A 12,367-nucleotide genomic window follows, 5' to 3' on the forward strand; every position below is an offset into this window, starting at 1 on the left:
ACCCACTTCCCGTTATGAGTGGGATTTTACCTTGTTTATGTGATGATGTAAAGTTCAGGTCCTGCTCTCACCCGTCTTGACGTTTTTTTGCACACATCAGGGCCCCTTTCTTTCATGGCATCTGCCGGCAATACCCGCCTGTATTCCAGCATGAGCTCCCCATTCCTTTCCGGTTGCTTGGCAACCCCTCCGGAATACACCGCTCTTTGCTCATATGTACGCCCGGCTTCCTTGAGCATCTTCTCCAGACTCCCGCGTACGGGCATCACCCAGCCCAGAAGTACGGTAATCCACATTTTTAAAAAAGAAATCATACCCTTCACACCAATCCCTCCAATTTTTTAAAACTAGCAACTCTATGAAAACTCCTGACACTATCTTATCCCGCCAAAATGAAAATGTTTGTCACAATGTGAGTGAAAAAAGATACTAGTTTTTAGAAGTTTTGTTGAAAACTGAAGGAATCGGCTTGAAAAGATCGCACACAGCCGTTTTAAACTTATTCACACGTTATCCTAAGGATAAACACAGATTACCCACAATACATATCCACATATCCACATGATTATTCAACATTTAGTACAAGAACAAATATTCCCCACTATATCTATACACAAGTTTATTAACATATACACAATAAAATGTGAATAAACACGAATAGCCATTCACCAATTCATTGAATCTCTGAAAATCATTTCTATATAAAGAAGGATTTCGGTAAAAATGAGAGAATTTTTAAAAAGTTCGAAACTCTAAACATCGTAAACAAAGGGGGAAAACGTGTTGAAAAAAAGGGTTATCCGCTATTCCATTTTTGCTTTCATTCTATTTTTCACTCTATCTGCTTTCCTCACCGGAGTTCAGGCAAAAACGGCATCTGTGAAAGCATCTCCTGAACTGGAGAAAGCCGAGATTTTCGGAGATATTGACGTGACATCTGACAAACAGACAACCGTCATCGTTGAATTGAAAGAAAAATCGCTGGCTGAAGCAAAGGCCGAAGGGGAAAAACAAACAAGGGCCTCCTTAAAAACGGCGCGCAGCAAAGCGAAAGACAAAGCTTTTAAAACGATCAAAAAAGCAAAGATCAAACGCGAATATGACAGGGTTTTTTCCGGGTTTTCTATGAAGCTGCCCGCCAGTGAGATTCCAAAGCTTCTGTCCGTCAAAGAGGTGAAAGCCGTTTATCCTAACGTGACCTATAAACCGGACAATATCAAGAGCAAAAATGTAACGCTGGCCGCTGACGAGATTTATCCACAGATGGATAAAAGCGCGCCGTTCATCGGCGCGGATCAAGCATGGAAATCGGGATACACCGGGAAAGGCATTAAAGTTGCCGTCATCGACACCGGCGTTGATTATACACATCCTGACCTGAAGAAAAATTTCGGTCCTTACAAAGGCTATGACTTTGTGGATAATGATTACGATCCGCAGGAAACGCCGGCAGGGGATCCCCGCGGAGAAGCAACTGACCATGGTACTCACGTTGCCGGTACAATCGCCGCCAACGGACAAATCAAGGGTGTGGCGCCTGAAGCTACCCTCCTTGCTTATCGCGTGCTCGGCCCCGGCGGTTCCGGAACGACCGAAAACGTGATTGCAGGAATCGAAAAAGCCGTCGCCGACGGAGCGAAAGTTATGAACCTTTCCTTGGGGAATTCGCTGAACAGCCCCGATTATGCAACGAGCATTGCGCTTGACTGGGCGATGTCCGAAGGCGTAACCGCCGTTACATCAAACGGCAACAGCGGACCGGACAACTGGACCGTCGGATCGCCTGGAACCTCGCGGGAAGCGATTTCCGTAGGCGCCTCCCAGCTTCCTTACAACGAATATGCTGTGAAATTTTCTTCGTATTCCACGGCTAGGCTGATGGGATACGATGAAGAAAAAGACGTACAGGCGCTGAACAACAAAGAGGTTGAGCTTGTTGATGCAGGACTTGGACAAGCTGACGATTTTTCAGGGAAGGATCTGAAAGGCAAGGTTGCGGTAATCCAAAGAGGGGCTATTCCGTTTGTGGATAAAGCGGAAAATGCGAAAAAAGCCGGAGCGATCGGAGCCGTTGTCTACAATAATGCGGCCGGCGAAATCGAAGCCAATGTAATCGGCATGGCCGTTCCGACGATCAAGCTGTCGAAGGAAGAAGGGGAAAGCCTCGTTCAGCAGATAAAGGCCGGTAAGCACTCGGCGGCCTTCTCGTTTACATTGGCAAAAGAGCTTGGTGAAACGATTGCATCCTTCTCATCCAGAGGACCTGTCATGGATACTTGGATGATCAAGCCGGATGTCGCGGCGCCTGGCGTCAATATCGTCAGCACGGTTCCTACGCACGATCCGCAGCATCCGCACGGCTACGCGTCCATGCAGGGAACAAGCATGGCTTCGCCTCATGTGGCCGGAACGGCTGCGATTCTAAAGCAGGCCAAGCCGGACTGGACGCCTGAGCAAATCAAAGCCGTTCTCATGAATACTGCGGCAAAATTAACGGATGAAAACGGAAAGCTCTATCCTCACAACACTCAAGGGGCGGGCAGCATCCGGATCATGGACGCCCTCAAGGCTTCTTCAATCGTGGCGCCGGGCAGCCATTCCTATGGAACATTCATGAAGGACAAAGGAAAGCAAACAAAAAAACAGACGATTACGATCGAAAACCTTTCATCATACAGAAAGGCCTACCAGCTTGACTATTCTTTTAAAGGGCAGGGCATTTCCGTCAAAGGCACGAAGCAGGTCACAATCCCAGCACACAAAACAGGAAAAGCCGTTGCAAAAGTAACCGTCAACTCGGCCAAAACAAAAGCGGGGACTTATGAAGGCACCGTCACCGTCCGCGAGGGAGGCCAGAAAGTTGCCGAAATCCCAACCTTGTTAATCGTGAAAGAGCCCGACTACCCGCGCGTGACATCGGTAACCGTTGAAACGGGCGCAAAGCAGGGAACATATACGGTTGAAGCCTATTTGCCGGGCGGAGCGGAAGAGCTTGCATTTCTCGTTTATGACAAGAACCTTGAGTTTATCGGTCAGGCCGGCGTCTATAAAAATCAGGGGAAAGGCTATCAGTCCTACGGGTGGAACGGCAAAATCAACAATTCAGCCTCACTTGAACCTGGTGAGTACTACATGCTCGCTTATGCCGTTTCAAAGGGGAAATCGAGCTACGTCCTGACGGAGGAACCGTTTATCGTCGAATAATGACAAGCCTTGTTGAGAATCACTCAACAAGGCTTTTTTATGTTAAAATACGGATAACAAAAATTTCCTCGCGTTCACGGGAGAACTTCTTCTCTTCAAAAACGTGAAAAAAGCGACCGGAGGACTGCGTATACATGATTTCATTTCTCGTATTGTTCAGCTTATCCTTCATGGCTGTCTGCTTTATCTTTTTCACGGTTTTGTATGCCGCAGTCAATCTGCAGCAAAAGCAAGCGAATCCGTTTCAGAAAGCGGCGGAGCAAACGGTTGACACCGTCCTCCTTTTGCCGCTCAGCTGGCTGTTTACAGCCGCTTATACCACCGGCCTCTTCTTCCTGATCCCCGTCCGCTTTATGTTAACGATCTTCCAGAGAAAACGGTAAATTCAGTTTTGAAACGCTTCAGCCAAAAGGCGGTATGAATTCAGTTTATCCCGGAAATCGTGCGTGATCGTCACCGCCATGATTTCATCGGCTCCGTATGCGCCGGCCAGGGCAAGCAGCTGTTGTTTCACCTGCTCTTTTGTGCCGATTACCATACGCTTGCGGTTTTCCTCGACTCTCTTCTTCTCATAAGGCGAATATTGATACGATAAAGCCGTTTCCAAGGACGGAAAACCGTCTGTCACCATACCCTGTTCATTCGCCAATAATGAAAAATCAAGGCTTTTGGCAAGGCGTTCCGCCGCGTCTTCCGTCTCCGCACAAATGACGAACACGGCGACGGTCACCTTCGGCCGGTCTCCCAATACTGAAGGCTTGAACCTTTCTTTATAAAGCCTGACAGCGTCTTCACCGCCTTCGCCGTTAATAAAAAGGGCAAAGGTATAAGAAGCGCCGACTTGCGCGGCTAGCCTCGCGCTTTCTCCTGACGACCCAAGCATCCATACCTCAGGAGCCGAGCCGACATTCGGAGATGCGGTTAAATTGGGAAAGCGGTGGTGTTCATCAGCTTGATCATGCAGATATGTGACGAGGTCCTGAATCTGCTCCGGATACTTGTCGGTCTTGCGCCTGCCGCCGTCCTGCAAAGCCATCGAAGCGATCGGCATGCCCCCCGGCGCCCGCCCGAGCCCGGCATCAATTCTGCCTGGTGCAAGACCTTCCAGCACCCGAAAGTTCTCAGCGACTTTGTAGGCGCTGTAATGAGGCAGCATGACGCCTCCTGATCCTACGCGAATTTTTGCCGTCTTGGCTGCGATATACCCCATTAAGACTTCCGGGCTTGATCCTGCAAGGTTTCTCGAAAAATGGTGCTCTGATACCCAAAACCTTCTGTATCCGAGCTTTTCAGCCATTTGCGCAAGCTCCACCGTCTGCTGCAAAGCCGCTTCAGGCGTGCTCCCTTCGGAAACGGGCGACTGATCCAATATACTTAGCGATATCATGTTGTTTCACCCCGGTTTACTTTTTTGACGCAAAAAGAAATAATAGTATCTAAGCAAACATCAAAGGAGCATAAGGATTGATGAATGAAAAAGAGCCCATACAAAAAACGGACGCGCCACATGAAGAAGAAAACTTTGCAAAAGGCTGTTTATTCGGAATCCTTTTCAGTCTTCCGATTTGGCTAATTGTTTACCTTCTGATCAAGCATTTCATCATCAAGTAGAGACAAGGCACGCGTTAAGGCCGCCGACACGATCGGCAGCCTTTTGCTTTGGAAGCGGGGATTTTTGCCGCCCCCTCCACTTTATCTTTTATTAAACCCTTTTTCTTTCACAAACCGATTCATGTACGCTCGTTTCGGCTCTTTGAGGTTTTGGGTGATCTGCTCTGTCCACTTGTCGTTCCGCTTGCCGTTCGTCCTGTTTTCATAATAGCTTGAAATGGTTTCATCATATGCGGTCAGATGCTTTTGAAAATCGCGTTCATCCAGATTGTAGGTATTTTCATGATAGATATGTTCAAGCGGCAGCCTTGGCTTTTTCGAAGACGGATTGGCCGGGTGGCCGACGACAAAGCCAAACAGCGGAAGCACGTATTCAGGCGTTTTCAATATCTCCGCGACTTTATCCAGGTCGTTTCGAATTCCGCCGATATAGCAGATGCCAAGCCCCATCGATTCCGCCGCAATCGCCATGTTCTGGGCGGCAAGAGCCGCGTCAATGACGCTGACCATAAATGTCTCCGTTCCTTCCAGAGATTCCTTGATGTCCTCTCCTTTATTCCTGGCGATTTTGTCATGCCGGTAAAGGTCCGCGCAAAAAACAAACAGATGGCCGTTTTTCTCGACATACGGCTGATTCCCGGCCAATGCTGCGAGTTCCCGTTTTTTGCTTTGATCGGTTACGCCGATGATCGAGTACGCCTGAATATAGCTTGAAGTCGATGCGCTTTGGGCGCTTTCCACAAGAACGCGGATTTCTTCTTCCGTCAGGCGCTGATCTGTAAAAGACCTGATCGAACGGTGATGTAATATCGTTTCAATCGTTTTATTCATCTTTAGACCTCCTCTTTGTCTTTATCATATCCAACATCTGCATATCTCTAAAGCAAAACGTCTTGAAAAAGTGTTCAATTCCGTATGTTAAAATGATAGAATCATTTTAATATTTTGATCGGAAAGGAAGATGACGGTGGAGTCCTTAATAAATAAATTAGATGAATTATATCCGGAAATGGTCGAGCTCAGGAGGCATTTTCACCAATATCCAGAGCTGTCCCATCAAGAAGTCAACACACCGCTGACCATTGCAAAATATTTGGAGAGCCTCGGCGTCGAAGTTAGGACAAATGTCGGCGGCCAAGGGGTCGTCGGCATCATCAAAGGGGGCCGTCAGGGGAAAACGGTCGCCCTCAGAGCCGACTTTGACGCGCTTCCTTTACAGGATCAAAAAGATGTGCCGTATCGGTCAACCGTCCCCGGCGTCATGCACGCCTGCGGCCATGACGCGCATACCTCGGCGCTTCTGGTCGCCGCAAAAGCACTGAGCAGGCATCAAAAGGATTTGAAAGGAAACGTCGTCCTGATCCACCAGTTTGGAGAAGAGGTCACACCGGGCGGGGCAAAGCCGATGATCGAGGACGGCTGTCTTGACGGGGTGGATGCCATCTTCGGCACCCACATTTGGGCTCCAATGCCGGTCGGGCAGGTCGGGGTAAAGGCCGGCGCCATGATGGCCGCGGCGGACAAATTTAAAATCACGATTACGGGCCGCGGCGGTCACGGAGGCGCGCCTCACCTGACGGCAGACGCCTTGCTGACGGGAGCTTCCGTCGTCAGTCACCTTCAGCAAATCGTAAGCCGCAGAGTCGATCCGACGGAAGCGGCCGTCATTTCAATCGGGACATTCCATTCCGGCCAGGCTTTCAACGTCATCGCCGAAGAGGCGGTTATCGAAGGAACGGTCCGCACCTTTTCGAAGCAGGTTCAGGAGACGATCATCACCGAGATGGAGCGTGTCATCAAAGGCGTTTGCGACAGCAATGGAGCGTCTTTCAGCCTCGACTATGAAAAGGGCTATCCGCCCGTCATCAACCATGAGAAGGAAACCGCTATCGTTCGGAAATGCGCAAATCAGATCGTTGGCGAAGAAGCCGTCATCGAGCTTGCGCCCAATATGATCGGCGAAGATTTTTCCTATTATCTTGAGCGCGTCCCGGGATCGTTCTTTTTTACCGGAGCGGGAAATGAACGTACGGGAGCCGTCTATCCGCACCATCATCCCAAATTTGACATCGATGAGGAAGGAATGCTGAATGCCGCGAAGATCCTCGTGTCGTCGGCTCTGGAGTTTTTGGAACAACATTAAAAGACAGCCCGTGGAGGCTGTCTTTTTTTCCGCTTATTTAAACATGTAGCCTTGATATTTTGTCAGCTGGCAGCTCGCATTGTATACGATCGCATAGCCGATGAGCGCGGACAAAACCGAGCTTCCCCCGTAGCTGACAAACAGCAAAGGAACGCCTGTAACCGGCATCAGGCCGATGTTCATGCCGATGTTCTGGAACGCATGAATGACGATCAAAGCCGTATAGCCCACACAGAAATACGACGCAAACCTGCTGTACGGATGAATTCTGTCGATTAGCACGACAAGCCGGTAGATTAAGAGGAAGAACATAATGACGATAAACGTGCACCCGATAAAGCCAAAACTCTCTCCGATAACGGCGAAGATAAAATCGGTCTCGCCTTCAGGAACATACACTTTCAAATGATTAATGCCGGTACCGGAAATTTCTCCTGATCCGATCGCCGTCACGGCCTGTTCTGTCTGATACTTATCATTCGCAGACTGCTGGCCCGAATCGACCCATGTCATGACGCGGTTGATCTGGTACGGCTTAATGTGGAGAACTTCTTTGGAAAAATCAGGGAAATTAATGACCAAAAACAACACAAGCAAAACGAGCGTTATGCCCGAACCTGCAATAATGCCGATCAGCTTCCAGTTCACCCCTGACAAAAACACCATCACGGCGACAAAAAACATACAGATGCCCGCTGTACCCGCATCCTGCATCAAAATTAATCCAACCGGCACCGCGGAGTACCCGGCGATCTTCAGCAAAAGGTGAACATCCTCGCGCATGGAGCGGGAACCTTTTGGACTCGCTTTTGAAATGACCGAAGCCAGCATCATGATCAAACCGATTTTCATGAACTCTGAAGGCTGCAAGGTCACTGGGCCCAATTGAAACCAGCTCTTCGCCCCGTTCTTCACAGGTGCAATCGATTCCGGGCTGAATTTTAATACGATCAGCAGCACGATTCCCATTATAAAGACGTATATGCTGAGCTTTTCAATCTGCTCTAAATCAAAATAAAGAAAGCCGGCGATAATGAAAATACCGAGAATATAGAAAATCAATTGTTTCCCGGGATATCCCAATAAAGAAAACGACGGCTGCGCAGCATAAACAGCGACAACGCTGATAATTAAAAACACGCTTAATATAAAAATTAAATCACCCTGGTAATAGGGACTTGTATGATTTTTTCTCTGACTCATAATACCCCGCCTTACTTCTTTTCAAAAACAGCCATCCCTCATTATACATGAATCATGCCGAAGAATATACGGAAAGGGGGCGTTTCCTGACAATCGCTCTGCTTCAATAAAATAACAGCCTGAAAACAGGCCGTTATTTAAACATATATCTTTGGTATTTCGTTAACTGGCAGCTTGCGTTATAGACGATTGCAAAACCGATTAAAGTGGCAAGGACCGAACTTCCTCCGTAGCTGACCAAAAGCAGCGGAACACCCGTCACAGGCATAATGCCGATGTTCATTCCGATGTTTTGAAACGTATGGATAACGATCAAAGCCGTGTAGCCTGCGCAGAAAAATGACGCAAACTTGCTGAACGGGTGTATTCGGTCGATCAGTACGACAAGCCGGTAAATCAGGAAGAAAAACATGATGACGACAAACGTGCAGCCGACAAACCCGAAGCTTTCCCCGATCACTGCGAAAATGAAGTCTGTCTGCGCTTCAGGGACGTAGACGCGAAGGTTGCTTACACCGTTTCCAAACACTTTTCCGGAGCCGATCGCCATTTGCGCTTTATCGACCTGCAATTTATTATCGGCGCTCTGTTGGCTCGGGTTGACCCAGGTCATCACGCGGTTGATTTGATATTTCTCAACCCCGAAGGACTCTGCGACGTTTGGAAATTGAATGATCACATACAGGATCATCGTGACCAAAGCGGCGCCCGAGCAAAAAATGATCGTAATTAATTTCCAGTTCACCCCTGACAGGAACACCATCACGAGGATGACAAACATGACGATCCCCGCTGTTCCCGTATCCTGCTCCAAAATCAAGCCGAAGGGAACGATGGCAATTCCGAAGATCTTTAACAGGAAGATGGCATCCTCTTTTATCGTCCGCTTGCCGTTCGGTCCGTGTTTTGACATAAACGATGCCAGATACATGATCAGGCCGATTTTCATAAATTCGGACGGCTGCAAAGTAAATCCCGGGAGCATGAACCAGCTTTTAGCTCCGTTGATGACCGGAGCAAACCGGTAGCCCCCGATGTATGCAGGACTGAATTTTAATACGATCAGCATGAAGATGCCGAACAGATAAAAATAAAAGCTGAGCTTTTGAAGCTGTTCAAGGTCAAAGTAGAGAAATACAATGATGATAAGCGCCCCAAGCAAATAATAAAGGGACTGTTTCATCGCAAAAGGTTCATTATATTGGTTAAACTGCTGAGCGGCGTAAACCGCCACAATGCTCGTGATAAAAAAAGCAATGAAAGCAAAAATCAAATCCCCCTGGTAAAAGGGATTTGTAATGTTTTTTTTCTGATTCATTCGAAATCCCGCCCTTATTTCTGACACGATGAAATTGTATAGGAAAGGCTTAAACCGACTTCCTCACAAATGATATGACGTACAAACGCACAAAATGTTTCGGATTAATCTCACACAAAATCATTCATTTTTTATTTTAAAGGATGTTTCTTCCTATTGTCGAATTTCAGGGAAGTTATTGATTTCTGTGCTGATTGTATTAAAATGTGTAATGTTGCATAAAATTAAACTTTTATCAGATTTGGAGAATCATAGAGCATAAGGAGTTTTTCTTTTTGGATAAAGCGATTCAAAAGCATCAAAAAGCAGATTTGATCAAATTTTTGGTTCCTTCACTGATCGGAATCATCCTGTTTATGATTCCGATGAAAATCGGGGGAGAGCTGACGATACCGATTGCAGTCTTTTCCAAGGGATTGCAGGGATTGCTACAACAGCAGCTCCCGCTGATCATGATGGTGATCGTTACCGTGACATTCATCATGACGTTTATCGCCAAAACGTTTCAACCGGCATTCATAAAAAAAAGCGATTTTTTCTATAACCTGCTGAATGTGTCGGCATTCTGGTATATCGTCCGTTTTTGCGGAATGGTTTTTGCGATCTTGACGTATTTCAAGATCGGACCTGAGGCCGTATATGCGGACAGCACGGGCGGCACTTTATTGTTCGATCTTCTGCCGGTTCTGTTTTCCGTTTTTTTGTTTGCCGGACTTTTCCTGCCTTTTCTGCTGAATTTCGGGCTGCTGGAATTATGCGGATCATTGACGAAAAAGTTTATGAGACCGGTTTTTAAGCTCCCCGGGCGGTCTTCGATCGACTGCATGGCTTCATGGCTTGGAGACGGAACGATCGGCGTTCTCCTGACGAGCAAACAGTATGAAGAAGGCTTTTATACAAAGCGCGAGGCCGCGATCATCGGTACGACTTTCTCTGTCGTTTCGATTACGTTTTGCCTCGTGATTATTTCGCAAGTAGGCCTTAGCCATCTCTTCGTTCCGTTTTACCTGACTATTTTGCTGGCCGGGGTCGTCGCGGCAGTCGTCAGCCCGCGGATTCCTCCTTTATCAAGGAAGGCCGATACCTACATTACGGACACAGCCGATACAGATCAGGAGACGATTCCGGAAGGCTATACTCCGTTTTCATGGGGAATGAGCCAGGCTGTTGAAAAAGCCAGGCAGAATACGAATGTGAAAGACTTTCTCAAAGAGGGCTCCAAGAACGTTCTTGACATGTGGATGGGCGTTGCCCCCGTCGTGATGGCGCTCGGAACAGCGGCGCTCATCGTGGCCCAGTACACGCCGATCTTCAAATGGCTCGGCGTCCCGTTCATCCCGCTGCTTGAACTGCTGCAGGTTCCGGAGGCGGCTGCGGCCTCACAGACGCTCGTCGTCGGTTTTGCCGACATGTTTCTTCCGTCCGTACTGGGAAGCGGAATCGAAAGCGAGATGACGCGGTTTATTATCGCCTGTCTATCTGTCACCCAATTGATCTATATGTCTGAAGTCGGCGGCCTCTTGCTGGGCTCCAAGATTCCGGTGACGTTCTTCGACTTAATCTTGATCTTTATCGTTCGGACATTGATTACGCTGCCCGTCATCGTCATTTGCGCACACTTTATTTTTTAAAGCGATATAAGCCCTTGGCTTCCGCGCCAAGGGCTTTTTTACCCCATTGCGCCCAGAGAAAATTGGTTCAATAGTTGGAGCGGAAAATGTTTTCCAGTATGTATCATTTTTTTCATAACGTGGTATAATGATTGTAACAGAATGTTCACAAAATATCCTCTAATTAGACACATCTTAAATATCCAACCCGCCATTAATGACAGCGCTATCATTTTTGAAAGGGGCTGAAAACGCATGGATATGTTTTTCGCTTACTTGCTGATTGCAAGCGCCACTCCGTTATTTTTATGGCTGGACAACAAGAAGATCGCACTTTCATCGATCCCGCCTATTATTTTAATGTGGGTATTCTTCTTTTTCTACATGACAAGCAGTCTTTCTCCTGCAGGACACTCTCTCATGATCGCACTCTTTATCATCAACGTCATCATCGCTCATATCGCCGCCTTTTTAATTTATGGACTTCCATTGATCAGAAAAAGGATGAACCGCTAAAAAAGCGCTCACACCATGAAAAAGGCCGGTCTTTGGACCGGCCTTTTCGGGCATTCTCCTTCTAGACATATTTTTCGGCTTGCAAATGATACAATTCGGCATACTTGCCCTGATTGGCCATTAATTCATCGTGCGTCCCGGTCTCTATGACTCTTCCATTTTCTAAAAAGATGATATGGTCGGCAAAACGGGCCGTGCTCAACCTGTGCGAGACAATAATGACGGTTTTTCCTTCCGTCATTCTGCTCAGTTTATCGAATATTTCTTCTTCAATGAATACATCCAATGCAGACGATGGCTCGTCAAATATAAACAGGTCCGCCGATTCATCGCGCATAAAAGCGCGCGATATGGCGACACGCTGCCATTCTCCTCCCGATAAATTTCTCCCGCCGAAAAGTCTGCCGAGCTCTGTATCATAACCGTTTTCAAGCTTATTCAAAAACAGATTGACACCCCCGAACAAAGCGGCTTTTTCTATTTTGGCCAAGTCGTTGCGGGAGGAGACCTCCCCGAGGCCGATATTTAATTTAAGGCTCATCTCATACCGCAAAAAATCCTGAAAAACGGCTGTCGCGTTTGAGCGAAATATGCGCAAATTGGAAGCTGCTCAAGTGAAAAGCTATGGTGCTTTCCTAACAGTTACTCTCTCTAAAAAGAGCAAACCGGGAGATGGCAAATTTGGCCGGGGGAAAAAAGGATAATGACCGACACATGCGGAGAGAGGGCCTTTTTTAGGCCCTCTTTTCTTTGTATCCGCCT

General features: G+C 47.5%; 12 protein-coding genes. 6 read left to right on the forward strand and 6 right to left on the reverse strand.

The genetic code is table 11. The annotated features are described in order from the left end of the window. Positions 1–35: 35 nt before the first annotated feature. On the reverse strand, positions 36–323 hold the full coding sequence (locus NSQ39_RS19225) for a hypothetical protein (RefSeq protein ID WP_175076507.1): 288 nt from the start codon (positions 321–323) through the stop codon (positions 36–38). A 460-nt stretch (positions 324–783) separates the two neighbouring features. On the opposite strand from NSQ39_RS19225, the gene NSQ39_RS19230 reads away from it, so the two are divergent. Both NSQ39_RS19230 and NSQ39_RS19235 read left to right on the forward strand, forming a co-directional pair. Beyond that, positions 784–3,204 (forward strand): S8 family serine peptidase, encoded by a 2,421-nt coding sequence (locus NSQ39_RS19230; protein WP_335497575.1) that lies wholly within the window; start codon positions 784–786, stop codon positions 3,202–3,204. Between the two features lie 134 nt (positions 3,205–3,338). Then, on the forward strand, positions 3,339–3,587 hold the full coding sequence (locus NSQ39_RS19235; protein ID WP_046130628.1) for a hypothetical protein: 249 nt from the start codon (positions 3,339–3,341) through the stop codon (positions 3,585–3,587). A 2-nt stretch (positions 3,588–3,589) separates the two neighbouring features. Here the strand turns inward: NSQ39_RS19235 and NSQ39_RS19240 are convergent, their stop codons facing one another. Both NSQ39_RS19240 and nfsA read right to left on the reverse strand, forming a co-directional pair. Continuing rightward, a complete protein-coding gene (locus tag NSQ39_RS19240; RefSeq protein WP_175076509.1) occupies positions 3,590–4,591 on the reverse strand; it encodes an LLM class flavin-dependent oxidoreductase in 1,002 nt (333 codons plus the stop codon). 305 nt (positions 4,592–4,896) lie between these two features. Then, a complete protein-coding gene (gene nfsA, locus NSQ39_RS19245; RefSeq protein WP_175076511.1) occupies positions 4,897–5,646 on the reverse strand; it encodes an oxygen-insensitive NADPH nitroreductase in 750 nt (249 codons plus the stop codon). A 130-nt stretch (positions 5,647–5,776) separates the two neighbouring features. On the opposite strand from nfsA, the gene NSQ39_RS19250 reads away from it, so the two are divergent. Beyond that, positions 5,777–6,958 (forward strand): M20 metallopeptidase family protein, encoded by a 1,182-nt coding sequence (locus NSQ39_RS19250; RefSeq protein ID WP_175076512.1) that lies wholly within the window; start codon positions 5,777–5,779, stop codon positions 6,956–6,958. A 33-nt stretch (positions 6,959–6,991) separates the two neighbouring features. Here NSQ39_RS19250 and NSQ39_RS19255 read toward each other — a convergent pair whose 3' ends face one another. Both NSQ39_RS19255 and NSQ39_RS19260 read right to left on the reverse strand, forming a co-directional pair. Then, complete coding sequence (locus tag NSQ39_RS19255) at positions 6,992–8,161, reverse strand: FtsW/RodA/SpoVE family cell cycle protein (protein ID WP_046130632.1); 1,170 nt, start codon at positions 8,159–8,161, stop codon at positions 6,992–6,994. A gap of 133 nt (positions 8,162–8,294) precedes the next feature. Continuing rightward, positions 8,295–9,479 (reverse strand): FtsW/RodA/SpoVE family cell cycle protein, encoded by a 1,185-nt coding sequence (locus NSQ39_RS19260; protein WP_046130633.1) that lies wholly within the window; start codon positions 9,477–9,479, stop codon positions 8,295–8,297. A 275-nt stretch (positions 9,480–9,754) separates the two neighbouring features. Here NSQ39_RS19260 and NSQ39_RS19265 point away from each other — a divergent pair, with 275 nt between their 5' ends. Next, a complete protein-coding gene (locus tag NSQ39_RS19265) occupies positions 9,755–11,110 on the forward strand; it encodes a YjiH family protein (protein ID WP_046130634.1) in 1,356 nt (451 codons plus the stop codon). A 234-nt stretch (positions 11,111–11,344) separates the two neighbouring features. After that, positions 11,345–11,605: a spore morphogenesis/germination protein YwcE gene (locus NSQ39_RS19270; protein WP_046130635.1), complete on the forward strand. Its 261-nt coding sequence runs from the start codon at positions 11,345–11,347 to the stop codon at positions 11,603–11,605. Positions 11,606–11,666: 61 nt separating this feature from the next. On the opposite strand, the gene NSQ39_RS19275 is transcribed toward NSQ39_RS19270, so the two are convergent. Further along, positions 11,667–12,203 (reverse strand): ATP-binding cassette domain-containing protein, encoded by a 537-nt coding sequence (locus NSQ39_RS19275; RefSeq protein ID WP_046130636.1) that lies wholly within the window; start codon positions 12,201–12,203, stop codon positions 11,667–11,669. Between NSQ39_RS19275 and NSQ39_RS23145 the strand changes: the two genes are divergently transcribed. After that, the gene (locus NSQ39_RS23145) at positions 12,196–12,309 is read left to right on the forward strand and encodes a lariocidin family lasso peptide (protein ID WP_425531895.1); all 114 of its coding nucleotides are present in this window, start codon (positions 12,196–12,198) and stop codon (positions 12,307–12,309) included. The two genes, NSQ39_RS19275 and NSQ39_RS23145, sit on opposite strands and share 8 nt — an antisense overlap. Positions 12,310–12,367 lie beyond the last annotated feature (58 nt).

Source organism: Bacillus sp. FSL W8-0848, from assembly GCF_038007805.1.
Lineage (GTDB): Bacteria > Bacillota > Bacilli > Bacillales > Bacillaceae > Bacillus > Bacillus glycinifermentans.